Source organism: Citrobacter sp. Cpo147, from assembly GCF_030332405.1.
GTDB lineage: Bacteria > Pseudomonadota > Gammaproteobacteria > Enterobacterales > Enterobacteriaceae > Citrobacter > Citrobacter portucalensis.
On the sequence record NZ_JAOWHX010000039.1, the window covers coordinates 206,423 to 229,473 of the forward strand.

Here is a 23,051-nt window from a genome sequence, read left to right on the forward strand (position 1 = left end):
CTGAAGAATGATGTATCTAGATAGTTCGGGTCAGATAAAATTCCGCCAGCGCCAGGTCTTCCGGGCGGGTGACTTTGATGTTGTCAGCGCGTCCTTCGACCAGCAGCGGATGAAAACCGCAATATTCCAGCGCCGAGGCTTCGTCCGTAATGGTTGCGCCTTCGTTTAGCGCACGGGTCAGACAGTCATGCAACAGCTCGCGAGGGAAAAACTGCGGCGTCAACGCATGCCATAAATCGGTGCGATCGACCGTATGGGCGATGTCTGTTCGGCCCGGCTCCGCGCGTTTCATCGTGTCGCGCACCGGCGCGGCAAGGATCCCGCCGATGCGGCTGGTTTCACTTATTGCCAGCAAACGAGATAAATCTTCCTGATGCAGACACGGACGCGCGGCATCATGCACCAGTACCCAACTGGCCTCACCTGCGGCTTGCAAACCGGCCAGGACAGAATCGGCACGCTCGTTGCCACCATCCACCACGGTAATTTGCGGGTGCGCTGCGAGTGGAAGTTGGGCAAAGCGACTGTCGCCTGGGCTAATAGCGATGACGACTCGCGTCACCCGGGGATGAGCCAGCAGCGCATCAACCGAGTGTTCGAGAATGGTTTTATTGCCAATAGAGAGGTACTGCTTAGGACACTCTGTTTGCATTCGGCGGCCAAACCCGGCAGCCGGCACCACGGCGCAAACGTCCATTAAAGTGGCTGCCATGTTAAATCCCTGGACGGTTTATCGATTGTTTTGCCCTGCAGTCTGAGCGCGTTTAGACGCGTCAGGCACCAGACGATAAAAGGTTTCGCCTGGCTTAGTCATACTGAGTTCGTTACGCGCGCGCTCTTCGATAGCCTCTTGCCCGCCATTGAGATCGTCAATTTCGGCAAAAAGCTGATCGTTACGCGCTTTCAGTTTCGCGTTTGTAGCTTGCTGCGCCGCAACATCATCGTTGACGCGACTATAGTCATGTATGCCGTTCTTACCGAACCACAGCGAATACTGTAGCCAGACTAATAAAGCCAGCAACAGCAACGTAAGTTTACCCATCCTGCCCCCTGAAAAACGGCATCAACATCCCATAAACTCCGCTGACAACTTTACATCAACGGACGGGAATGCCGCGACAACGCGGGCAAATGTACCACATTTGCTCGTTGTTACGTATACCCCGTGTAAGGAGAACATAATCTCATTGTTGGTTACGGTTTGAATTATGGCCAGACAGTGAACAACAGCGGCGATCGCGTGAAAGGACGTATGCCTAACCCAGTAGCCACAGAAACAGTGCGCCAAACATTGCGCCAACCACCAGCAGGGTACAGGCAATACTCAGCAGCAATCTCCCCTTCAATAGCGAATGCAGGGCAATACCCGCCACAATCGCCACGGGCAACAACGCGAGGAAAAAAGGCCAGGTATAGAGGAAGAAAAACAGTGTGTTAGGGCCATACATCAGACACGGGAATCCCAGCGCCAGCAACCACGCGACAAAACCGACCACGGCTCCTGGGAGTGACCAGGTAGTTTCGTCGTCGGCAGCGAAGGTATCTGATTCTGTAATAGTAATGTTATGGCTGTTACGCATATCTAATCCTGTGACTGTGACTGACCGGGCATGCAAGCTCGGGTGTCTCAGGATCTGATAATATCTTCCTGCCTCAGCAGGTCTAATAATTGAGGAACCAAATTTGTTACCAATTGTTCACCATCAAGATGAATCTCTGGCGATTCAGGCGCTTCGTAAACCGAGTCAATTCCGGTGAAATTGCGCAATTCCCCCGCTCGCGCTTTTTTATACAGCCCTTTTGGATCGCGTGCTTCACACGTTGCTAATGGCGTATCGACAAAAACCTCAATAAAACGCCCTTCGCCCACGCGCTCGCGAACCATTTTTCGCTCGGCGCGATGTGGAGAGATAAACGCAGTCAACACCACCAGGCCGGCGTCTACCATTAGATTAGCCACTTCACCAACCCGACGAATATTCTCCTTGCGATCGGCATCGCTAAACCCAAGATCGCTGCACAGACCGTGACGCACGTTATCGCCATCCAGCAGATAGGTGCTCACCCCTAGCTTATGCAGCGCCTCTTCCAGCGCTCCTGCTACCGTGGATTTACCAGAACCTGACAGCCCGGTAAACCACAGCACAACACCACGATGACCGTGGCGTTGTTCCCGCTGTTGCGGTGTAACAGGATGGGCATGCCAGACGACGTTTTCGTCATGCAGCGCCATTATTTTCCTCCCAGCAGATCGCGCGCACCCCAGTGTGGGAAGTGGCGACGCACCAGTGCATTAAGCTCCAGCTCAAACGCGCTGAACTGAGAAGCTGTGGCAAGCTCCTGGACGATTGGCTCACGCACCAGCCCCGCGCCAACGGTAACGTTAGTCAGGCGATCAATGATAATCAGCCCACCCGTAACCGGATTCTGCTGATAGGTATCCAGCACCAGCGGCTCATCAAAAGTCAGATTAACCAGACCGATGCCATTCAGTGGCAGCGCTTCAACGTCACGTTGGGTCAGGTTGTTTATATCGACCTGATACTGCACGCTATCTACGCGTGCGCGGGTCTTCTTGCCTGCGACTTTTATGTCGTAGCTCTGCCCGGGCGACAACGGTTGTTCCGCCATCCACACCACATCAACAGCTGCGCTTTGTACTGCCGGCAGCGTTTCACCGGCATCAAGCAGCAGGTCGCCCCGGCTGATATCGATCTCATCTTTCAGCACCAGGGTGATCGCTTCACCCGCATGCGCTTCCTGTAAATCGCCATCAAAGGTTACGATCCGCGCCACGCTCGACTCAACACCGGACGGCAGCACTTTGACGCGCTGCCCGACCTTCACGCTACCGGAGGCCAGCGTTCCGGCATAACCACGGAAATCCAGATTCGGTCGGTTCACATACTGCACCGGGAAGCGCATCGGCTGAGTATCAACAATGCGCTGGATCTCAACGGTTTCCAGCACTTCCAGCAACGTCGGACCGCTGTACCACGGCATACTGGCGCTTTGCGAAGCCACGTTATCGCCTTCCAGCGCAGAGAGCGGCACAAACCGGATATCCAGACTGCCCGGCAGTTGTTCAGCAAAAGTAAGATAGTCTTCGCGAATGCGGTTAAATGTCTCTTCGCTAAAGTCCACCAGATCCATTTTGTTGATCGCCACCACCAGGTGTTTGATCCCAAGCAGCGTGGAGATAAAGCTGTGACGACGAGTCTGATCCAGCACGCCTTTACGCGCATCGATCAATAGGATCGCCAGATCGCAGGTCGACGCACCGGTCGCCATGTTACGAGTGTACTGCTCATGTCCGGGAGTGTCCGCAATAATAAATTTACGCTTCTCGGTAGAGAAATAACGGTACGCCACGTCGATGGTGATGCCCTGCTCGCGCTCGGCCTGCAAGCCGTCAACCAATAACGCCAGATCGAGCTTTTCGCCCTGAGTGCCGTGACGTTTACTGTCATTGTGCAGCGATGAAAGCTGGTCTTCATAAATCTGACGCGTGTCGTGCAGCAGACGGCCAATCAGGGTACTTTTCCCGTCATCCACGCTACCGCAGGTTAAAAAACGCAGCAGACTTTTGTGTTGCTGGGCAACCATCCAGGCTTCAACGCCGCCTTCATTAGCAATTTGTTGTGCAAGTGTCGTGTTCATGGCGGCTCCTTAGAAATACCCCTGACGTTTCTTCAGCTCCATGGAGCCCGCCTGGTCGCGGTCAATCACGCGGCCCTGACGTTCACTGGTGGTTGAGACCAGCATCTCTTCGATAATTTCCGGCAGCGTCTGCGCATTCGACTCCACCGCGCCTGTCAGCGGCCAGCAACCGAGCGTACGGAAACGCACCATGCGCTTTTTAATCACTTCCCCAGGTTGCAGATCGATTCTGTCGTCATCAATCATCATCAGCATGCCGTCGCGTTCCAGCACCGGACGCTCCGCCGCCAGATACAGCGGCACGATGTCGATATTTTCCAGCCAGATGTATTGCCAGATATCCTGTTCAGTCCAGTTAGAGAGCGGGAAGACGCGAATGCTTTCGCCTTTGTTAATCTGCCCGTTGTAGTTATGCCACAGCTCCGGGCGTTGGTTTTTCGGGTCCCAGCGATGAAAACGATCGCGGAAAGAGTAAATGCGCTCTTTGGCACGTGATTTCTCTTCGTCACGACGAGCGCCACCAAACGCGGCATCGAAACCGTATTTATTCAGTGCCTGCTTCAGCCCTTCGGTTTTCATAATGTCGGTATGCTTGGCGCTGCCGTGGACGAACGGATTGATGCCCATCGCCACCCCTTCCGGGTTTTTATGCACCAGCAATTCACAGCCGTAGGCTTTCGCCGTGCGGTCACGAAACTCGTACATTTCGCTGAATTTCCAGCCGGTATCAACGTGCAGCAATGGGAACGGCAGCGTGCCCGGATAAAACGCTTTACGCGCCAGATGCAGCATTACGCTGGAATCTTTGCCGATGGAATACATCATCACCGGATTAGAAAACTCGGCGGCCACCTCACGAATGATATGGATGCTCTCCGCTTCCAGTTGCCGCAGGTGGGTAAGTCGTTTTTGATCCATAACCGTTCCTATGTAATGCCGTTATTTTGCTAACGATGCTCAGATAACCTGACTATAGGGAGGGCAAGGGGGCGAATGAAATTACGAATTGGAATGAGTAGTTCCTCAAAGGAATAACGATCCGGAAAAGCAAATATCAAAAAGTGCTTAAGCTACCGGAATTCGGGCATTTAGGAGCAAATGAAATTGTTTTACCTCGATCACGGTTTCATACTAGCGGCTAAAAATTTCTGCTTGGTATTCAGAGCCTATCCCATTAGGCGTACATTGTTGCTGTCAGTTTGGATACGGACAGCGCGGAACAACCGGAGCGTACATGCAGTACGTGAGGATTGTGAGCACTGCCCGGATTCAAAATGACAAATAAAATAGCCAAATGGGATAGGCTCTTAAGGACTCATTATGTTTCTCGCATCGCGCCACCTGACTACCGCCCTGGCGCTCGGCGCGTGTTTCATCCTTCCCGCACAGGCAACATCTTCGCAGCCCGGAGATATCGCAAATACCCAGGCTCGATATATCGCAACGTTTTTCCCTGGCCGCGTGACGGGATCTCCGGCTGAAATGTTGTCTGCTGATTATATACGTCAACAATTTCAGCAGATGGGCTATAGCAGCGATATTCGGACGTTTAATAGCCGTTATGTTTATACCGCCAAAGATAACCGTAAAAACTGGCATAACGTAACGGGAAGCACCGTTATTGCAGCACATGAAGGTAAAGCGCCGCAGCAGATTATTATTATGGCGCACCTCGACACCTACGCCGCACAAAGCGACGCCGATTCCGATGCCAATCTGGGTGGGTTAACCCTGCAAGGTATCGATGACAACGCCGCAGGTGTTGGCGTAATGCTGGAACTGGCAGAAAAACTCAAAAACGTGCCGACGCAGTACGGTATTCGATTTATCGCCACCAGCGGCGAGGAAGAAGGCAAACTGGGCGCGGAGAACATCCTGAAGCGAATGAGCGCCGCCGAGAAGAAAAACACGCTGCTGGTTATCAACCTCGATAATCTGATCGTCGGCGATAAGCTCTATTTCAATAGCGGTAAGAAAACCCCGGAAGCGGTGCGAAAACTGACGCGCGACCGGGCACTGGCTATCGCGCACAGCCGCGGTATCGTTGCCAGCACCAATCCAGGTCTGAACAAAGACTATCCGAAAGGCACTGGATGTTGTAACGATGCAGAGGTCTTCGACAACGCGGGGATTGCCGTTCTCTCCGTTGAAGCGACCAACTGGAACCTGGGCAAGAAAGATGGCTATCAGCAGCGCGCCAAAAGCGCCTCATTCCCGGCAGGCAACAGCTGGCACGATGTGCGACTGGATAACCAGCAGCATATCGATAAAGCGTTACCGGGCCGGATAGAGCACCGTAGCCGCGACGTGGTACGCATTATGCTGCCACTGGTAAAAGAACTGGCAAAAGCGGGTAAATCCTGAAGAAGGGATCCGGTAGGATGTAAATCTTACCGGCCCCCTTTCCTGTTATCCTTCGTGCAGTCCGCACTCACGCTTCAATCCGAAGAAACGCGTCTCTTCTTCCGCCATACCCGGCTCCCATTTGCGGGTGGTGTGGGTATCGCCTACCGACAGATAGCCCTGATCCCACAACGGATGGTATTTCAAACCGTGTTTTTGCAGATACTGGTAAACCGTACGGTTATCCCAGTCGATGATCGGCAGAACTTTAAACACACCGCGCTGGATAGCCAGCACCGGCAAATGCGCACGACTGCCCGATTGCTCTCGACGCAGACCGGCAAACCAGGTTTGCGCGTTCAGCTCCTGCAGCGCCCGGTTCATCGGCTCGACTTTGTTGATGTCATTGTATTTTTCAATACCTTCAACGCCCTGCTCCCACAGTTTGCCGTAGCGCGCTTCCTGCCAGGCCGCACTTTCCTTCGCCCGGTAGACTTGCAGATTAAGCTTAAGCTTGTCCGTTAACTCATCAATAAACTGATAGGTTTCCGGGAACAGGTAGCCAGTATCGGTGAGGATCACCGGGATATCCGGGCGAATCTGATTTACCAGATGCAGGCTCACTGCCGCCTGGATACCAAAACTTGATGACAGTACATATTCACCAGGCAGGTTTTCCAGCGCCCACGCGACGCGATCCTCGGCGCTCAGTTTTTCCAGCTGGGCGTTGGTTTCGGCCAGCGCTAATACGCGATCCACTTTTGGCAGTTCGTTTAGCTTGTTTAGATCGAGTTGGGACATAAGTTCCTCACTGTATGCCTTGCCTGATGGCGCTTCGCTTATCAGGCCTACGCAGGCTGTAGGCCGGATAAGGCATTTATGCCGCCATCCGGCAATTCAGGTTATTCCCAGAAATCACGCGCTGGATCGAGCACCGGGCGAATGATGCCCGCACGCACCGTAAAGTCGCCGAAGCCTTCACCCGCTTCGCGCTCTTTCGCCCAGCGCCCAATCAGTTCATCCAGCGATGCCAGAATTTCCGGCTCGGTGATGTTCTCTTTAAACATCCGGGGAATTCGGGTTCCGATACGGTTGCCCCCTAAATGGAGGTTATAACGCCCGGGAGCTTTACCCACCAGACCAACTTCCGCCAGCATCGCACGACCACAACCGTTCGGGCAGCCGGTCACACGCATGACAATGTTTTCATCACTCAGGCTGTGCTTCGCCATCAGCGTGTCGATGTTGTCGATAAACGTTGGCAGGAAACGCTCAGCTTCCGCCATCGCCAGCGGACAGGTCGGGAACGAGACGCAGGCCATCGAGTTTTCACGCTGCGGAGTGACCGCGTTCATTAAGCCACTCTTCTGCGCAATCTTTTCGATCTTCGCCTTTTCACTCTCAGGAACACCGGCAATGATCAGGTTCTGGTTCGCGGTAATGCGGAACTCACCTTTGTGGATCTTCGCGATCTCAAGCAGACCGGTTTTCAGCGGTCGGCCCGGATAATCGAGGATACGGCCGTTTTCAATAAACAACGTCAGGTGCCATTTATTGTCGATCCCTTTCACCCAGCCGATACGATCGCCGCGACCGGTAAACTCGTACGGGCGGATCGGCTCAAATTTGATCCCCGCGCGGCGCTCAACTTCAGCTTTAAAGGTCTCAATGCCTACGCGTTCCAGCGTGTATTTGGTTTTCGCGTTTTTACGATCGGTACGGTTACCCCAGTCACGCTGCGTGGTCACCACCGCCTCAGCCACGGCCAGCGTATGCTCAAGCGGCAGATAACCAAACTCGCTTGCCGTACGGGCATAGGTTTTCTTATTGCCGTGCTCAATCGACAATCCACCGCCCACCAGCAGATTAAAGCCCACCAGCTTGCCGTTTTCCGCAATCGCCACGAAGTTCATGTCGTTGGCGTGCAGATCGATATCGTTCTGCGGTGGGATCACGACCGTGGTTTTAAACTTACGCGGCAGATAGGTTTGACCGAGGATCGGCTCTTCGTCGGTGGTCGCGACTTTTTCCTGATCCAGCCAGATCTCTGCATAGGCGCGGGTTCGCGGCAGCAGATGTTCGGAGATCTTTTTCGCCCACTCGTAGGCTTCCGCGTGCAGCTCAGATTCATACGGGTTGGAGGTGCACAGCACGTTACGGTTCATGTCGTTGGCGGTCGCCAAAGCGTCAAGCCCGACGGAATGCAGCATCTGGTGTACCGGCTTAACGTTCTTCTTCAGAATGCCGTGAAACTGGAAGGTCTGACGGTTGGTCAGACGAATGCTGCCGTAAATGGTGTTGTCATGGGCGAACTTATCGATCGCCTGCCACTGCTTGGTGGTGATCACCCCCCCCGGCAGACGACAGCGCAGCAGCATCGCGTGACGCGGCTCCAGCTTTTGCTCGGCACGTTCGGCGCGGATATCACGGTCATCCTGCTGGTACATACCGTGAAAACGGATCAGCAGGAAGTTGTCGCCTTTAAACCCGCCGGTCAGGCCGTCGTTTAAATCTTCGGCAATGGTACCGCGCAGATAGTTGCTTTCCAGCTTCATACGCTCAGCGTCGGACAGTTTGCCTTCGACCACCAATGGTCCTGGATGTTTTTCGCTCATTAGTAGACATCTCGCTGATAACGGCGCTCAATGCGCAGCTCACTTAAAAATTCATCCGCCGCTTCGATATCCATACCACCGAATTCGGCAATCACTTCCAACAACGCCTGCTCAACGTCTTTCGCCATGCGATTGGCGTCGCCGCAGACATAAATGTGCGCACCGTCGTTAATCCAGCGCCACAGTTCCGCGCCCTGTTGGCGCAGTTTATCTTGTACGTAGACTTTTTCTTTTTGATCGCGGGACCAGGCGAGATCGATACGGCTCAGTACGCCCTCTTTGACGTAACGCTGCCATTCCACCTGATACAGGAAATCTTCGGTAAAGTGTGGGTTACCAAAAAACAGCCAGTTTTTGCCTTCGGCTCCGTCAGCCGCACGTTGCTGCATGAATGCACGGAACGGCGCAATCCCCGTACCCGGTCCAATCATAATTACCGGCGTCTGCGGGTTCGCCGGCAGACGGAAGTTGTCGTTGTGTTCAATGAACACACGAACTTCACCTTCTTCTTCCACGCGGTCGGCAAGGAAACTGGAAGCACCACCAGCACGGGCGCGACCTTCTATCTCATAACGCACCACACCCACGGTAACGTGCACTTCGCTTTCCACTTCCGCCTGGGAAGAAGCAATGGAGTACAAACGCGGCGTCAGCGGACGCAGAAGATCAACTAACGCCTGAGCATCCAGTTGCGCCGGAGAGAAGCGCACCATATCGACGATGGGCGTGGTTGCGGCGTAATGCTGCAACTGTGCTTTGTCACCCACTAACGGCAGCAAAGTTTCGCTGCGGGTTAAGGTGGCATAGTTTTCTACGATATTGCCGGTGTTAACCGTCAGCTCGAAATGCCACTGCAACGCTTCAGCAAGCGACAGGGTTTTGCCTTCAACCGTGACCGGCTCATCACCTTTCAGCCACAGCAGTTCAACCAGTTCTTTAACCAGAGCCGGGTCATTCTGATACCAGACGCCCAGCGCATCGCCCGGTTGATAACGCAGGCCGGAATCGCCTAAATCAATCTCAATATGGCGCACGTCTTTTTCAGAGTCGCGGCCGGTAATTTTCTGATTCACCGCAAGCGACGCCGTCAGCGGCGCTTCTTTGGTGTATGGGCTGGTGTGTACTTCATTTACTGCACCGCTCGCGGCAACTTGCACAGACGGTGCCGCAGGCGCACGCGCTTTCAGGACATCAACGAGGCGAGCACGCCACTGCGCAGCGGCGGCCTGGTATTCGACGTCGGCATCTACACGATCGAGCAGACGTTCACCACCCAGCTCAGCCAATTTGGTATCGAAGTCTTTTCCTGCCTGGCAGAAAAACTCATAAGAGGTGTCGCCAAGACCAAACACGGCAAAAGCAGTGTTATCAAGCTTTGGCGCTTTTTTCGAGAACAGGAATTTATGCAACGCCACGGCTTCTTCCGCCGGCTCACCTTCCCCTTGCGTTGACGCCACCACGATCAGCAGTTTTTCATTGGCGATTTGTTTGAATTTATAGTCGCCAGCGTTGATGAGAGTGACGTTGAGCTTCGCGGCGATCAGATCATCGCGCAGGGCTTCCGCCACTCGGCGCGCATTACCGGTTTGTGAGGCGGAGATAAGCGTAATGCCTGGCATTTCAGCGACAGGCGCAGGCGCCACCGCGTTGCTGCCAGGCTGCTGATTCAGCACGCCCCAAAAATAGCCAGAAACCCACGCAAGCTGTGCGGGAGTGAAATCGGTCGTGGCCGCCTGAAGGCGTGCCAGTTGCTCCGGGTTTAGCGGTAGCAAAGCAGAAGGTGGGGCCTGTGTCGTCATGCGTTGTCATGTTCCAGTAAGCAAAGCGGATTTCAGCAATAAAACCCAAACTGAAGATAAGGTTAACGGCGGGGATAGTAACAACTAAAGAAGGGATGGAAATAACAAATAACCAAATGGACTAACCTGTTTTAGTTATAGTTATTAACTGCAAAACAGATTATATAAGCATTTGATATATAAAAAATTACCAAATATTAACGTCATGAACGAATCGTTCTGATACTCAGCACCCTTTTAAATAATGATAAAATTTCCTCTTTACGGTACCCTACCGCGGTTTTTCGCATTCTTGAGAGTAAATAATGTCCACCACCTTGTTTAAAGATTTCACCTTCGAAGCCGCTCACCACCTGCCGCATGTACCGGAAGGGCATAAGTGTGGCCGCCTGCATGGTCACTCATTTATGGTGCGTCTTGAAATTACCGGTGAAGTCGATCCGCATACCGGTTGGATCATGGATTTTGCTGAGTTAAAAGCCGCGTTTAAGCCGACTTACGACAGACTCGATCACTACTATTTGAACGATATTCCTGGCTTAGAAAATCCAACCAGCGAAGTGCTGGCCAAATGGATTTGGGATCAGGTTAAACCTGTGGTCCCTCTGCTGAGTGCTGTAATGGTGAAAGAGACCTGCACAGCGGGCTGCGTTTATCGCGGCGAGTGATTGTAGGCTTGCCGGATGGCAAAGCATCTTCTCCGGCCTGCATTGAGCAATAAACTATGGCCGGGTAAGCGAAACGCCCCCGGCACAGTTATCAGGCAATATTCAGATACTTATGGGTTTGCATCGACAGACGCCAGTTTCGCGCAATACAGGTATCAATGCACAAACGCGTCGCATCCTCTTTCTGGCTGATTGGCTGTAAGGCGATGATTCGCGGTTTATCGTCACTCAACGTCGCCAGCAGTTCATCCAGCGCTTCAATATCGCGGACACGGCCAACCGGATGCTTGATTTCATTCGCGCGCTCCAGTGCCTGTGACAGCACATCATAGCCACCGCGCATATTCACCTTCGGCGATACGGTCACCCAGGTATTCGGCGTACAGCGTACTTCGTGCGTGCCGCTGGTCTCAATCTGGCAGCTAAAGCCGTTCTTTTCCAGCAGGTCAGTCAGCGGCATCAGGTCATGAATGCAGGGCTCACCACCAGTGATCACCACGTGACGGGCGGTATAGCCCTGACGCGAAATGACCGCCAGCAGATCTTCGCTGCTCGCAGCGCCCCATTTATCGCTTTCTTTGGTCTTGGCCAGGATGCTGTACAGGGAGACTTCCCGATCCTCAAGCTTATCCCAGGTGTGTTTGGTATCGCACCAGGCACAGCCAACCGGGCATCCCTGTAAACGAATAAAAATGGCGGGGACGCCGGTAAAGTAACCCTCACCTTGCAGGGTCTGGAACATCTCGTTAATCGGGTACTGCATAGCGCTCTCAATATGGGGATAAACGATAATTATCGCAGATCCCCGCCAAAGTATCATGCCCCATCGATGCTTTACGAGGCGATCGCCGCGACAAAGCGTGCCGTTATCTGCTGCGGGCGCGTGATAGCTCCACCAACCACCACGGTATGAGCGCCTAATGCCAGGCATCGTGCAGCACGTTCAGGGGTATCAACGTTCCCTTCCGCCACAACCGGGACGCTGACCGCAGCCAACACATCACGTAAAAAACCGCAGTCGTTTTCCGCCAGCACATGCCCGGCAGTGTCAGCGGTATACCCGTAGAGCGTGGTGCCCACACAGTCAAAACCCAGGCGCTCGGCGGTCGCCGCTTCGTCTACGGTGGCAATATCCGCCATCAGCAGTACGGACGGATAGCGAGCGCGGATTTGCGTGACCAGTTCTTCCAGCGATTGCCCACCGGGGCGCGGGCGCGCTGTCGCATCCAGAGCAATAATTTCCGGCTCAACGGTCATCAGTTCATCGACTTCCTGTAAAGTGGCCGTGATAAACACATCGCTACCCGGATAATCACGCTTGATAATCCCAATCACCGGCAGGGAGACGCTCTCTTTGATCGCGCGAATGTCCACCACGCTGTTCGCACGAATACCTACCGCACCGCCCTGCGCTGCCGCCAGCGCCATACGTGACATAATAAACGGGCTGTGCAGGGGCTCATTTTCCAGCGCCTGACAGGAGACAATTAATTTACCTTTCAGGGAATCCAGTACAGTTTTCATTACGATAAGATCTCTTCGACTTCGTTTTTAATGATGGTGACATGCGGGCCATAAATCACCTGAACCCCGTTGCCGCGAATAATGACGCCACGGGCTCCGGTCGCTTTCAGCGCCGCTTCATCGACCTTGCTGCTCTCTTTCACCGTCACGCGCAGGCGTGTGGCGCAACAATCCACCTCTTCCAGATTCTCTTTGCCTCCCAGCCCGGCGATCACTGCCGCAGCTCGCTCACTCTGCGGCAGGCCGGATTCAGTCGGCGCTGCGTTTTCACGACCTGGTGTCAACCAGTTAAAGCGGTTAATCAAATAGCGGAAGGTGAAGTAGTAAAGGAAGAACCACGGGATCCCCACCATGGGGACGTACGTCCAGTTGGTTTTAGCTTCCCCCTGTAGCACGCCGAAAAGGAGGAAATCGATAAGCCCACCCGAAAAGGTTTGCCCGATGGTGATATGTAAAATATGCGCCATCATAAACGCCAGACCATCGAAGAAGGCGTGAATGACGTATAACACGGGTGCGACAAACAGGAAGGAGAACTCGATAGGCTCAGTGATACCTGTCAGGAAAGAGGTCAGGGCCGCTGACAACAGCAGACCAGCGACAAGTTTTCTGTTCTCAGGCCTGGCGGTGTGGTACATCGCCAGACATGCGCCAAGCAGGCCAAACATCATGGTGATGAAGCGCCCGGACATAAAGCGCGAGGTGCCCGCATAGAACTGCTGCGTATTCGGATCGGCAAGTTGCGCGAAGAAAATACGCTGAGTACCTTCAACTAACTGGCCGTTGACGATTTCACTTCCGCCAAGCGCTGTCGTCCAAAACGGCAAATAAAAGATATGGTGTAAACCCAGTGGGCCAAGCATACGCAGGATGAAGCCATACAACAGCGTCCCCAGATAGCCTGTCGCATCCACCAGACCACCCAGTCCAAAAATGAGTTTCTGGAAATGCGGCCAAACCACCGTCATGACCGCACCCACGACAATCGCGGCAAGGGAGCTAATAATCGGTACAAAGCGCGAACCGCTGAAGAAACCAAGGAACTGAGGTAATGAGACTTTATTGAAACGGCTATGCAGCGCGCAGGTGACAAGCCCAATCACCACCCCACCGAACACACCCGTTTCCAGTGTCTGAATACCCAGCGTCATCCCCTGGCCTACGGCACCGGGATTCTCGTGCGCCAGCGTTCCGTTGAGCGTCAATAAAGCGTTGATGGTGGCGTTCATCACCAGAAATGCCAGCAATGCCGCAAGCCCGGCGGTGCCTTTATCCGTTTTCGCCAGTCCTACTGCGACACCTACCGCAAAAAGCACCGACAGGTTGGCAAACACAATAGAACCTGCGCTAGTCATGATCGTGAAAATTGCCTGTAACCAGTCAACGTCCAAAAATGGATAAGCAGTCAATGTGTTTGGATTCGACAGCGCGCCGCCAATCCCTAACAACAGCCCCGCAGCAGGCAGTACCGCAATCGGCAGCATGAACGATTTGCCGAACCGCTGTGCCTTTTCGAACCATGCGCCCGATGAAGCGCCGCTAAACATTTGCATCATTTTTTCATCTCTCCGATTAATGATGAAAATTTTTATCACATTTAATATAGATAATGAAAATTATCATCAAAATCCAGGAAGCCGATCATACTTTTTTAAAATGACTGGCATCTCTCCCCTGCTTTCCGCCACACTATCAACAGAGAAACGCATTAAGGATTTTGCATGTCAGAAAATGAAAACCTGCTGCTGAGATTGCGCCAGGGCGTTGACGGATATAGCCGAACACAGCAGAAGCTGGGAGAGTTTGTGCTCAGCGATCCGGCAAAAGTTGTCTACCTGACGATTACCGAACTGGCGCGTGAAAGCGACACCAGCGAGGCGAGCGTCACACGTCTGTGCCGCGCACTTGGGTGTAAGGGTTATAACGAATTCAAAATGGCGCTGGCACTCGATCTCCAGCAAGGACAGCCGGTAGAGCACAGCGGGGATGAAATTGACAATGTGGTCAATGAATCCGTACAAGCGTTGCAGGACACAGCAAAATTACTCGACAGGACATTACTGGAATCCGCCGCTTTGGCACTGCATCAGGCCCAGTCGGTACAGATTTATGGCGTAGCGGCCAGCGCTATTCTGGGGGAGTATTTACATTACAAACTCCTGCGCCTCGGCAAACCTGCACAATTGTTCAGTGACATGCATCGTGCCGCCATGAACGCCACAACGCTTAACAAAGACACGCTGGTGGTAGCGATTTCCAGTTCAGGTTCGACGCGCGATCTACTGCATGTCGTTAAACTGGCGCGTAAGCAAGGCGTGCGCGTACTGGCGTTAAGTAATACGCCGCGCAGCCCGTTGGCTTCGCTGAGCGATATTCAACTGGTCGCAGCCAAACCAGAAGGTCCGTTGAGTGCTGGCGCGCTAAACGCCAAGGTGGGAGTGATGCTGTTGGTAGAACTACTGACTACGTCGCTGATTGCTCTGGATGAAAAGTACAGTGATGTGAGCCAGCAAACCGCCAGCGCAACCCTTCCTCTACTGCTTTAAGGGCATAAAAAAACCCGCCGCAGCGGGTTTTTACGTTAAGAGTTAAAGAACAGGATTACGCCTGACCTTTGATCTCTTTACGACCGTTGTACGGTGCTTGTTCACCCAGAGCTTCTTCGATACGAATCAGCTGGTTGTACTTAGCAACGCGGTCAGAACGGCTCATAGAACCAGTTTTGATCTGGCCTGCAGCGGTACCAACAGCCAGGTCAGCGATGGTAGCGTCTTCAGTTTCGCCAGAACGGTGAGAGATGACAGCGGTGTAGCCAGCGTCTTTCGCCATTTTGATCGCAGCCAGAGTTTCGGTCAGAGAACCGATCTGGTTGAATTTGATCAGGATGGAGTTAACGATGCCTTTTTCGATGCCTTCTTTCAGGATCTTGGTGTTAGTTACGAACAGATCGTCACCAACCAGCTGGATTTTGTCGCCCAGTACTTTAGTCTGGTATGCGAAACCGTCCCAGTCAGACTCGTCCAGACCATCTTCGATGGACACGATCGGGTACTGTTTGGTCAGTTCTTCCAGGAAGTGAGTGAATTCTTCGGAGGTGAATGCTTTGTTGCCTTCGCCAGCCAGAACGTATTTACCGTCTTTGTAGAATTCAGAAGCTGCACAGTCCATCGCCAGGGTGATGTCTTTGCCCAGCTCGTAGCCAGCTGCTTTAACCGCTTCAGCGATTACAGCCAGAGCTTCAGCGTTGGAACCCAGGTTCGGCGCGTAGCCACCTTCGTCACCAACTGCAGTGTTCATACCTTTAGCTTTCAGAACTTTAGCCAGGTTGTGGAACACTTCAGAACCCATACGAACGGCTTCTTTCAGAGTCTTAGCACCAACCGGCTGAATCATGAATTCCTGGATGTCGACGTTGTTGTCAGCGTGCTCACCACCGTTGATGATGTTCATCATCGGAACCGGCATGGAGTATTTACCCGGAGTACCGTTCAGTTCAGCGATGTGTGCATACAGCGGCAGGCCTTTTGCAGCTGCTGCTGCTTTGGCGTTCGCCAGGGACACAGCCAGGATGGCGTTTGCACCGAAGTTGGATTTGTTTTCAGTACCGTCCAGATCGATCATGATCTTGTCGATGCCAGCCTGATCTTTAGCATCTTTACCCAGCAGAGCCTGAGCAATTGGGCCGTTAACAGCTGCAACAGCTTTCAGTACGCCTTTACCCATGAAACGGGATTTGTCGCCATCGCGCAGTTCCAGTGCTTCGCGGGAACCAGTAGAAGCACCTGACGGAGCTGCTGCCATACCAACGAAACCACCTTCCAGGTGTACTTCGGCTTCAACAGTCGGGTTACCACGGGAGTCGATGATTTCACGACCGATGATTTTAACGATTTTGGACATTAGATTTTCCTCAGTACAAGTTAAACTAAAACTCCAGACAAACAATGCACCCTGATGGGTGCATTGCCGTTCTAACTTATTTACTTCTTACTTCGCCTGACGCTTCTGATGTTCACTGGCGGCTTTCACAAAGCCGGCAAACAGCGGGTGCCCATCACGTGGCGTGGAAGTAAATTCCGGGTGGAACTGACAGGCCACGAACCACGGATGATTCGGTACCTCAATGATCTCGACCAACTGATCATCACCGGAACGGCCTGCAATACGCAGACCCGCAGCTTCAATCTGTTTCAACAGCATATTGTTGACTTCATAACGGTGGCGATGGCGTTCAACAATTGTCGGCGCGCCGTACAGTTGACGAACCAGGCTATCGTCGCTCAACTGACACTGCTGCGCGCCAAGGCGCATTGTGCCGCCCAGATCGCTCTTCTCTGTACGGACTTCGACGTTGCCGTCTTCATCGCGCCATTCGGTAATCAGGGCCACCACCGGGTACTTACAGTCTGGCACAAATTCCGTGGAGTTGGCGTTGTCCATACCCACTACGTTACGTGCAAACTCAATCAACGCAACCTGCATACCCAGGCAAATGCCCAGATAAGGAATATTGTTCTCACGCGCAAAACGCGCCGTCGCGATTTTACCTTCAACACCGCGGTAGCCGAAGCCGCCAGGGATCAGGATTGCATCAAGACCTTTCAGGATCTCAACGCCACGCGTTTCGACATCTTGCGAATCGATCAGCTTGATGTTGACGGTGACACGATTCTTCAGACCACCGTGCTTCAGCGCTTCGATAACTGACTTATAGGCATCCGGCAGTTCAATGTACTTGCCGACCATACCGATAGTCACTTCGCCTGCCGGATTCGCTTCTTCGTAGATAACCTGTTCCCATTCTGACAGATTAGCTTCCGGACAGTTCAAGCTGAATCGTTTACAAATATAATCGTCAAGGCCCTGAGATTTCAACAGGCCCGGGATTTTATAGATGGAATCGACATCTTTCAGAGAAATCACCGCTTTTTCCGGAACGTTACAGAACAATGCAATTTTTGCACGTTCATTAGCCGGAACTGCGCGATCGGAGCGGCAAATCAGGATATCTGGCTGAATACCGATAGAAAGCAGCTCTTTTACAGAGTGCTGAGTCGGTTTAGTTTTGACTTCACCTGCCGCCGCCATGTACGGAACCAGCGTCAGATGCATAAACAGCGTGTGCTCACGGCCAATTTCTACGGCCATCTGGCGAATCGCTTCAAGGAACGGCAGAGATTCGATATCCCCAACGGTTCCGCCGATTTCGACCAGAACAACATCATGACCTTCACCGCCTTCCAGAACGCGCTCTTTAATGGCATTCGTGATGTGCGGGATAACCTGAACTGTTGCGCCCAGGTAGTCACCACGGCGTTCTTTACGCAGAACGTCGGAGTAGATACGACCCGTAGTGAAGTTGTTGCGGCGGCTCATTTTGGTACGAATGAAACGCTCATAGTGACCCAGGTCCAGGTCGGTTTCAGCGCCGTCTTCGGTAACGAACACTTCCCCGTGTTGGATTGGGCTCATAGTACCTGGATCGACGTTGATGTACGGATCCAGTTTCATCATGGTTACATTGAGGCCACGGGCTTCAAGAATGGCTGCCAGGGAGGCTGCGGCAATGCCTTTTCCCAGAGAGGATACGACCCCGCCGGTCACAAAAATATAGTTCGTTGTCATGCTGGACCTGAGAAGTTAGGGTGAAACGATGGAATTACCAAGACGGGAAAGTAGTATACCCGAACATGACGAGCGCCACAAACTTTCATTATTCCTCCTCTTCACCAGGCTCACATTAACATCGGGAGTGAGAAAATAGCCCCTTTGGGGTAAATGTTTTTGACGTAAATCAAGCGCTTGTTATTTAAAAAATCACACAAATCGCCCTTGACCGACGAAATCCCTTAGAGATCAATTTCCTGCCGTTTTACCTGTTGCCAGACTTCTTCCATAGTTTCCAGATCAACACCAGTCATTTCCAGACCGCGCGAAGCCACAATTCGCTCAACTTCACGAAAACGCCGCTCAAACTTCTCGTTCGCTTTCTGCAATGCGGTCTCTGCTTTAGTGCCTAAATGCCGGGCCATATTGACCGTAGCAAACAGCAGATCGCCCATTTCCTCCTCCAGTTTAGCCTGGTCGACAACAGCCTGCTTAGCCTCAAACATGACTTCGTCGATCTCTTCGTAAACCTTGTCGACAACCGGTCCTAATGTTTTCCAGTCGAAGCCAACATGTGAGCAGCGTTTCTGGATTTTTTGGGCGCGCATTAATGCCGGTAAACTGCGGGGAATATCGTCGAGTGCGGAATGCTGTGCCTTCTGGGCGCGTTCTTCACTTTTGATTTTTTCCCAGCGGGTCAAAACCTCAGTACTGTTACTGGCAGAAACATCAGCAAAAACATGTGGATGACGGCGTTCAAGCTTATCGCTTATCGCAGCACAAATATCATCAAAGTTGAAGCGTCCTTCTTCCTGCGCCATCTGGGCGTAAAACACCACCTGGAACAGCAGGTCGCCCAGCTCTCCGCGCAGGTCGTCAAAGTCTTCACGCGCAATCGCGTCCAGCACTTCATAGGTTTCTTCGAGAGTGTAAGGAGCAATAGTGGAGAATGTCTGCTCTTTGTCCCACGGACAGCCGTTTTCCGGGTCGCGCAGGCGCTGCATAATACCGAGCAGTCGGTCGATTTGATTCATTGGAATGTCCTGAAATTTCAATATAGTAGACCGGATAACGCGACAACCGACATCCAGCAACATAGCAATGCCTGATGGCAACGCTAACGCGTCTTATCAGGCCTACAAGGTTATCCGGCCTACAAAATCATTAATTACCGTGCAAGCGACGTGCGTCGATCACATCCGGTACCTGGTTCAGCTTGCCGAGCACGCGCCCGAGCACCTGCAGGTTATAAATTTCGATGGTCATATCGATGGTGGCCAGCTGTTGTTTGGTATCACTTCGGCTGGCAACTCCCAGCACGTTCACCTTCTCGTTGGCGAGGATCGTGGTGATATCACGTAACAAGCCGCTGCGATCGTTGGCCTGGACGCGAACCACCAGCGAATACCCTGCCGAGTAGCTTTCGCCCCAGACCGCATCAACAATACGTTCCGGCGCATGGGAGCGCAGCTCAGCCAGCTGTTCACAATCCGCCCGGTGCACGGAAATACCGCGTCCCTGGGTAATAAACCCGACAATCTCATCGCCTGGAATCGGCTGGCAGCAGCGGGCGATGTGGTGCATCAGGTTACCTACCCCTTCCACCACCACACGACCATCGTCTTTACGACGACTCTGCGGTGCCTGCGTTTTCTGCTGAAGCTGTTTCAGTGCGGCGGCATCCTGTTCGGCAGCGCTTGGCTTATTAAACTGCGCCTGCAGGAAGTTCACCATTTGGTTGAGGCGGATGTCTCCCCCACCAATCGCCGCCAGCAACTCGTCCAGCTCATTGAAGCTGTAGCGCGGTAGCAGGTGTTTTTCCGCCTCTTTCAGGCTGATGCCTAAATGCGCCAGCTCATCGTCGAGGATCTGGCGACCTGCAAGGATGTTCTTATCGCGGTCCTGTTTACGGAACCAGGCGTGGATCTTCGAACGCCCACGACTGGTGGTTACGTAGCCAAGGTTAGGGTTCAACCAGTCGCGGCTTGGGTTTGGCTGTTTCTGGGTGATAATTTCAATTTGATCGCCCATCTGCAGCTGGTAGGTAAACGGTACAATGCGCCCACCAATTTTCGCGCCAATGCATCGATGCCCCACATCGCTATGAATGTGGTAAGCAAAATCGAGCGGCGTGGAGCCCGCAGGTAAGTCTACAACGTCGCCTTTTGGCGTAAAGACGTACACGCGGTCATCAAAGACCTGGCTACGGACTTCATCCAGCATTTCACCGGAATCCGCCATCTCTTCCTGCCAGGCAATCAGCTTACGCAGCCACGCAATGCGATCTTCATGACCAGAACGCGCCGCGCCTGAAGCGGTGCCCTCTTTGTACTTCCAGTGCGCCGCGACGCCCAGTTCGGCATCTTCGTGCATCTGTTTGGTACGGATCTGAATTTCGATGGTTTTCCCGCCCGGCCCCAGCACAACCGTATGGATTGACTGGTAGCCATTGGGTTTCGGATTAGCAACGTAATCATCGAACTCATCCGGCAGATGGCGATAGTGAGTATGTACTATCCCGAGTGCGGCATAGCAGTCCTGTAAACGCTCTGCCACGATACGCACTGCGCGTACATCGAACAATTCATCGAAGGCTAACTGCTTTTTCTGCATTTTGCGCCAGATGCTGTAGATATGCTTCGGACGTCCGTACACTTCAGCTTTGACGCCTTCCGTTTTCATCTCTGAGCGCAAATGACCGACGAACTCATCAATGTAATGTTCCCTGTCAATACGTCGTTCATGCAGCAGCTTGGCTATGCGTTTGTATTCAGCCGGGTGCAGATAACGGAAGCAATAATCTTCCAGCTCCCATTTTAATTGCCCGATTCCCAAACGGTTGGCCAGCGGCGCATAAATATTGGTGCACTCTTTTGCCGCCAGAACGCGTTCATCTTCCGGCGCGTCTTTCACTTCACGCAGATGGGCAATCCGCTCTGCCAGCTTGATGACCACACAGCGGAAGTCATCTACCATTGCCAGCAGCATGCGGCGGACGTTATCGACCTGCTCGGAAGAAACTGAATCGGTATGCGTGGCTTTAAGCTGGCGTATCGCCGCCATATCACGCACACCGTGGATAAGATGAACAATAGATTTGCCCACGCTCTCGCGCAGGATGTCTTCACTGACCACGTTGGCATCAGCCAGAGGGAACAGCATTGCTGCACGCAGCGTGTCGATATCCATGCTCAACATAGAGAGAATTTCTACCATCTCCACGCCACGCCACAGCAGCAGATCCGCATCCGGATGCCCCTGTGTCTGCTGGAGGCAGTACGCCCAGGTTTCGGCTAAGCGTTCACACGACTGCTGGCTGGAGATCCCCAGACTCGCGATCCATTTCTTTGGATCAAACTCACCAGCTTTATTTATATGTGCACTTCTTACCGCAACCATTGTCCTCTCCTTAAGGGGCCAGGCCTGTCGAAGTCGACAAGCCCTACCCATTGTCTTTCATGCTGCATTACAACCCGAAATCCAATGGGTACAAAATTCATTACAAACGCTCAAACAGGACCATTGATTCCAGGTGTCCAGTGTGCGGAAACATATCGAGCATCGCCAGTCGCCGTATGGCGTATCCAGCGTTGAGCAAAGCATCGCTGTCACGAGCCAGCGTTGCTGGGTTACAGGATACATAAACAACGCGTATAGGTTCTAATTTTATAATATGTTGCATCACACCTGCAGCCCCCGCACGCGCAGGATCGAGCAATACTTTGTCGAATCCGTTTTTCGCCCACGGCTGTCGGGTAACATCTTCCTCAAGGTTTTCATGAAAGAATGTCACATTGTGTAATCCGTTATTCAGCGCGTTTTCTCGGCCTTTTTCCACCAACGCAGGAACACCTTCCACACCAACCACGCTTGCTGCCCGAGTTGCCAGCGGTAGGGTAAAATTGCCCATGCCACAGAACAAATCGAGTACACGATCTTCAGGTTGTACATCGAGCCATTCCAGCGCACGGGCGACCATTTGTTGGTTTACCCCTTCATTGACCTGAATAAAATCGCGCGGGCTGAAGGTTAACCGTAGTCCATTTGAGTCATACCAGGGCGATTCTTCTGATATTGATTCCAGTATCTCGCTTTGCGGGGCCAGAAACAAAGACAGCCCCTGAGAATGCGAAAAGCATTCCAGTTTTTCTTTATCCGCAGCACTCAATGGCGCCGTGTGGCGCAAAATCATCAGGGTTCCGCTTCCCGCCTGTACCAGCTCAACATGGCCTAGATGGCGTAACCCTTGCAGACTTTCCAGACACGCTCTGAGATGGGGCAATAACGCCTCAAGCTGGGGCACCAAAATAGGGCATTGTTTGACATCGATAATGTCGCTGGAACCGGATTTGCGAAACCCCATCTGCAATTTTTGTTCTTTTGGCCGATAGTTCAGGCTCAAACGTGCGCGACGACGATAGCCCCACGGGGCATCAGCTATAACATCCGACACCTCACATTTCATTAAACGCGACAACGCCGCGCTTTTGCTACGCTGCTGCAATGAGATGCTGGCATGCTGCTGCTGGCAACCGCCGCACACGCCAAAATGCGGGCAACGTGGCACTTCACGCTGTGGGCTGTCGTTTAAACGTCGTTTTACTTGCGCGCGGGCAAACTGTTTTTTATCTTCGGTAATCACCACCTCGGCGCTTTCCTGGGGTAGCAATTCCGGTATAAACAACGCCTTTCCGTTATGGCGAGCGACGCCCTGACCAAAAGGATCGAGGTCATTGACGGTAACGGTTATGATCTGACGCGTCGTCACGCGTCGTTTTGCAGAGTAGAATTGCGCCATCGACGAGATATTTCTCTATTTAACAGTGTGACCCTAA

Annotated in this window: 20 protein-coding genes; 3 read left to right on the forward strand and 17 right to left on the reverse strand. The window is 52.8% G+C overall.

The genetic code is table 11. From position 1 onward, the window contains the following. Nucleotides 1-16: 16 nt before the first annotated feature. The 6 genes from ispD to cysD all read right to left on the reverse strand — a co-directional run bounded on the left by ispD (nt 17) and on the right by cysD (nt 4,578). Complete coding sequence (ispD, locus tag OGY06_RS19195; RefSeq protein ID WP_003825722.1) at nt 17-712, reverse strand: 2-C-methyl-D-erythritol 4-phosphate cytidylyltransferase; 696 nt, start codon at nt 710-712, stop codon at nt 17-19. 18 nt (nt 713-730) lie between these two features. Beyond that, entirely contained in the window at nt 731-1,042 is a 312-nt protein-coding gene (gene ftsB, locus OGY06_RS19200) for a cell division protein FtsB (protein ID WP_003034163.1), read from the reverse strand. Nucleotides 1,043-1,256: 214 nt separating this feature from the next. Beyond that, complete coding sequence (locus tag OGY06_RS19205; protein WP_020996298.1) at nt 1,257-1,580, reverse strand: DUF3561 family protein; 324 nt, start codon at nt 1,578-1,580, stop codon at nt 1,257-1,259. A 47-nt stretch (nt 1,581-1,627) separates the two neighbouring features. Next, a complete protein-coding gene (gene cysC, locus OGY06_RS19210) occupies nt 1,628-2,233 on the reverse strand; it encodes an adenylyl-sulfate kinase (protein ID WP_003034157.1) in 606 nt (201 codons plus the stop codon). Next, the gene (gene cysN / locus OGY06_RS19215; protein ID WP_126956668.1) at nt 2,233-3,660 is read right to left on the reverse strand and encodes a sulfate adenylyltransferase subunit CysN; all 1,428 of its coding nucleotides are present in this window, start codon (nt 3,658-3,660) and stop codon (nt 2,233-2,235) included. Before cysN ends, cysC begins: the two co-directional genes overlap by 1 nt. Nucleotides 3,661-3,669: 9 nt before the next feature. Beyond that, nucleotides 3,670-4,578: a sulfate adenylyltransferase subunit CysD gene (cysD, locus tag OGY06_RS19220; RefSeq protein ID WP_003034152.1), complete on the reverse strand. Its 909-nt coding sequence runs from the start codon at nt 4,576-4,578 to the stop codon at nt 3,670-3,672. A gap of 402 nt (nt 4,579-4,980) precedes the next feature. Between cysD and OGY06_RS19225 the strand changes: the two genes are divergently transcribed. Next, the gene (locus tag OGY06_RS19225; protein WP_126317484.1) at nt 4,981-6,024 is read left to right on the forward strand and encodes an aminopeptidase; all 1,044 of its coding nucleotides are present in this window, start codon (nt 4,981-4,983) and stop codon (nt 6,022-6,024) included. Between the two features lie 45 nt (nt 6,025-6,069). Here the strand turns inward: OGY06_RS19225 and cysH are convergent, their stop codons facing one another. The 3 genes from cysH to cysJ all read right to left on the reverse strand — a co-directional run bounded on the left by cysH (nt 6,070) and on the right by cysJ (nt 10,417). Continuing rightward, nucleotides 6,070-6,804: a phosphoadenosine phosphosulfate reductase gene (gene cysH / locus OGY06_RS19230; RefSeq protein ID WP_003825712.1), complete on the reverse strand. Its 735-nt coding sequence runs from the start codon at nt 6,802-6,804 to the stop codon at nt 6,070-6,072. Between the two features lie 101 nt (nt 6,805-6,905). Continuing rightward, complete coding sequence (gene cysI, locus OGY06_RS19235) at nt 6,906-8,618, reverse strand: assimilatory sulfite reductase (NADPH) hemoprotein subunit (protein WP_003825711.1); 1,713 nt, start codon at nt 8,616-8,618, stop codon at nt 6,906-6,908. Continuing rightward, nucleotides 8,618-10,417 carry an NADPH-dependent assimilatory sulfite reductase flavoprotein subunit gene (cysJ, locus tag OGY06_RS19240; RefSeq protein ID WP_148361526.1) on the reverse strand — a complete coding sequence of 600 codons (1,800 nt, stop codon included), beginning with the start codon at nt 10,415-10,417 and terminating at the stop codon, nt 8,618-8,620. Before cysJ ends, cysI begins: the two co-directional genes overlap by 1 nt. Before the next feature lie 305 nt (nt 10,418-10,722). Between cysJ and queD the strand changes: the two genes are divergently transcribed. Next, the gene (gene queD / locus OGY06_RS19245) at nt 10,723-11,085 is read left to right on the forward strand and encodes a 6-carboxytetrahydropterin synthase QueD (RefSeq protein WP_003825707.1); all 363 of its coding nucleotides are present in this window, start codon (nt 10,723-10,725) and stop codon (nt 11,083-11,085) included. A gap of 91 nt (nt 11,086-11,176) precedes the next feature. Here the strand turns inward: queD and queE are convergent, their stop codons facing one another. The 3 genes from queE to OGY06_RS19260 all read right to left on the reverse strand — a co-directional run bounded on the left by queE (nt 11,177) and on the right by OGY06_RS19260 (nt 14,165). After that, nucleotides 11,177-11,848 (reverse strand): 7-carboxy-7-deazaguanine synthase QueE, encoded by a 672-nt coding sequence (gene queE, locus OGY06_RS19250; protein WP_003034139.1) that lies wholly within the window; start codon nt 11,846-11,848, stop codon nt 11,177-11,179. 71 nt (nt 11,849-11,919) lie between these two features. Next, the gene (locus tag OGY06_RS19255; protein WP_126317481.1) at nt 11,920-12,609 is read right to left on the reverse strand and encodes an N-acetylmannosamine-6-phosphate 2-epimerase; all 690 of its coding nucleotides are present in this window, start codon (nt 12,607-12,609) and stop codon (nt 11,920-11,922) included. Continuing rightward, nucleotides 12,609-14,165, reverse strand: coding sequence for a maltose/glucose-specific PTS transporter subunit IIC (locus tag OGY06_RS19260; RefSeq protein WP_164562510.1), 1,557 nt, complete (start codon nt 14,163-14,165; stop codon nt 12,609-12,611). The genes OGY06_RS19255 and OGY06_RS19260 overlap by 1 nt, the downstream gene beginning before the upstream one ends. Before the next feature lie 165 nt (nt 14,166-14,330). On the opposite strand from OGY06_RS19260, the gene OGY06_RS19265 reads away from it, so the two are divergent. After that, entirely contained in the window at nt 14,331-15,155 is an 825-nt protein-coding gene (locus OGY06_RS19265; protein ID WP_063940947.1) for a MurR/RpiR family transcriptional regulator, read from the forward strand. 55 nt (nt 15,156-15,210) lie between these two features. Here OGY06_RS19265 and eno read toward each other — a convergent pair whose 3' ends face one another. The 5 genes from eno to rlmD form a co-directional block, all read right to left on the reverse strand. Further along, on the reverse strand, nt 15,211-16,509 hold the full coding sequence (gene eno, locus OGY06_RS19270; RefSeq protein ID WP_003034129.1) for a phosphopyruvate hydratase: 1,299 nt from the start codon (nt 16,507-16,509) through the stop codon (nt 15,211-15,213). An 87-nt stretch (nt 16,510-16,596) separates the two neighbouring features. Continuing rightward, nucleotides 16,597-18,234 carry a glutamine hydrolyzing CTP synthase gene (gene pyrG, locus OGY06_RS19275; RefSeq protein ID WP_003034127.1) on the reverse strand — a complete coding sequence of 546 codons (1,638 nt, stop codon included), beginning with the start codon at nt 18,232-18,234 and terminating at the stop codon, nt 16,597-16,599. A gap of 224 nt (nt 18,235-18,458) precedes the next feature. Next, entirely contained in the window at nt 18,459-19,250 is a 792-nt protein-coding gene (gene mazG, locus OGY06_RS19280) for a nucleoside triphosphate pyrophosphohydrolase (protein WP_286605882.1), read from the reverse strand. 130 nt (nt 19,251-19,380) lie between these two features. Then, nucleotides 19,381-21,615 (reverse strand): GTP diphosphokinase, encoded by a 2,235-nt coding sequence (relA, locus tag OGY06_RS19285; RefSeq protein ID WP_003825690.1) that lies wholly within the window; start codon nt 21,613-21,615, stop codon nt 19,381-19,383. A gap of 100 nt (nt 21,616-21,715) precedes the next feature. Next, nucleotides 21,716-23,014, reverse strand: a complete 1,299-nt coding sequence (gene rlmD, locus OGY06_RS19290; protein WP_008785684.1) for a 23S rRNA (uracil(1939)-C(5))-methyltransferase RlmD — start codon at nt 23,012-23,014, stop codon at nt 21,716-21,718. Between the last annotated feature and the right edge of the window lie 37 nt (nt 23,015-23,051).

Excerpts from the sequence above, each read along its gene's own strand:
- cysN (WP_126956668.1), bottom strand. The coding sequence starts at position 3,660 with ATGAACACGACACTTGCACAACAAATTGCTAATGAAGGCGGCGTTGAA.
- ftsB (WP_003034163.1), bottom strand. The coding sequence starts at position 1,042 with ATGGGTAAACTTACGTTGCTGTTGCTGGCTTTATTAGTCTGGCTACAG.
- mazG (WP_286605882.1), bottom strand. The coding sequence starts at position 19,250 with ATGAATCAAATCGACCGACTGCTCGGTATTATGCAGCGCCTGCGCGAC.
- rlmD (WP_008785684.1), bottom strand. The coding sequence starts at position 23,014 with ATGGCGCAATTCTACTCTGCAAAACGACGCGTGACGACGCGTCAGATC.
- relA (WP_003825690.1), bottom strand. The coding sequence starts at position 21,615 with ATGGTTGCGGTAAGAAGTGCACATATAAATAAAGCTGGTGAGTTTGAT.
- cysH (WP_003825712.1), bottom strand. The coding sequence starts at position 6,804 with ATGTCCCAACTCGATCTAAACAAGCTAAACGAACTGCCAAAAGTGGAT.
- OGY06_RS19255 (WP_126317481.1), bottom strand. The coding sequence starts at position 12,609 with ATGAAAACTGTACTGGATTCCCTGAAAGGTAAATTAATTGTCTCCTGT.
- cysJ (WP_148361526.1), bottom strand. The coding sequence starts at position 10,417 with ATGACGACACAGGCCCCACCTTCTGCTTTGCTACCGCTAAACCCGGAG.
- OGY06_RS19225 (WP_126317484.1), top strand. The coding sequence starts at position 4,981 with ATGTTTCTCGCATCGCGCCACCTGACTACCGCCCTGGCGCTCGGCGCG.
- OGY06_RS19205 (WP_020996298.1), bottom strand. The coding sequence starts at position 1,580 with ATGCGTAACAGCCATAACATTACTATTACAGAATCAGATACCTTCGCT.
- queE (WP_003034139.1), bottom strand. The coding sequence starts at position 11,848 with ATGCAGTACCCGATTAACGAGATGTTCCAGACCCTGCAAGGTGAGGGT.
- cysD (WP_003034152.1), bottom strand. The coding sequence starts at position 4,578 with ATGGATCAAAAACGACTTACCCACCTGCGGCAACTGGAAGCGGAGAGC.
- cysI (WP_003825711.1), bottom strand. The coding sequence starts at position 8,618 with ATGAGCGAAAAACATCCAGGACCATTGGTGGTCGAAGGCAAACTGTCC.
- eno (WP_003034129.1), bottom strand. The coding sequence starts at position 16,509 with ATGTCCAAAATCGTTAAAATCATCGGTCGTGAAATCATCGACTCCCGT.
- queD (WP_003825707.1), top strand. The coding sequence starts at position 10,723 with ATGTCCACCACCTTGTTTAAAGATTTCACCTTCGAAGCCGCTCACCAC.
- pyrG (WP_003034127.1), bottom strand. The coding sequence starts at position 18,234 with ATGACAACGAACTATATTTTTGTGACCGGCGGGGTCGTATCCTCTCTG.
- OGY06_RS19260 (WP_164562510.1), bottom strand. The coding sequence starts at position 14,165 with ATGATGCAAATGTTTAGCGGCGCTTCATCGGGCGCATGGTTCGAAAAG.
- cysC (WP_003034157.1), bottom strand. The coding sequence starts at position 2,233 with ATGGCGCTGCATGACGAAAACGTCGTCTGGCATGCCCATCCTGTTACA.
- ispD (WP_003825722.1), bottom strand. The coding sequence starts at position 712 with ATGGCAGCCACTTTAATGGACGTTTGCGCCGTGGTGCCGGCTGCCGGG.
- OGY06_RS19265 (WP_063940947.1), top strand. The coding sequence starts at position 14,331 with ATGTCAGAAAATGAAAACCTGCTGCTGAGATTGCGCCAGGGCGTTGAC.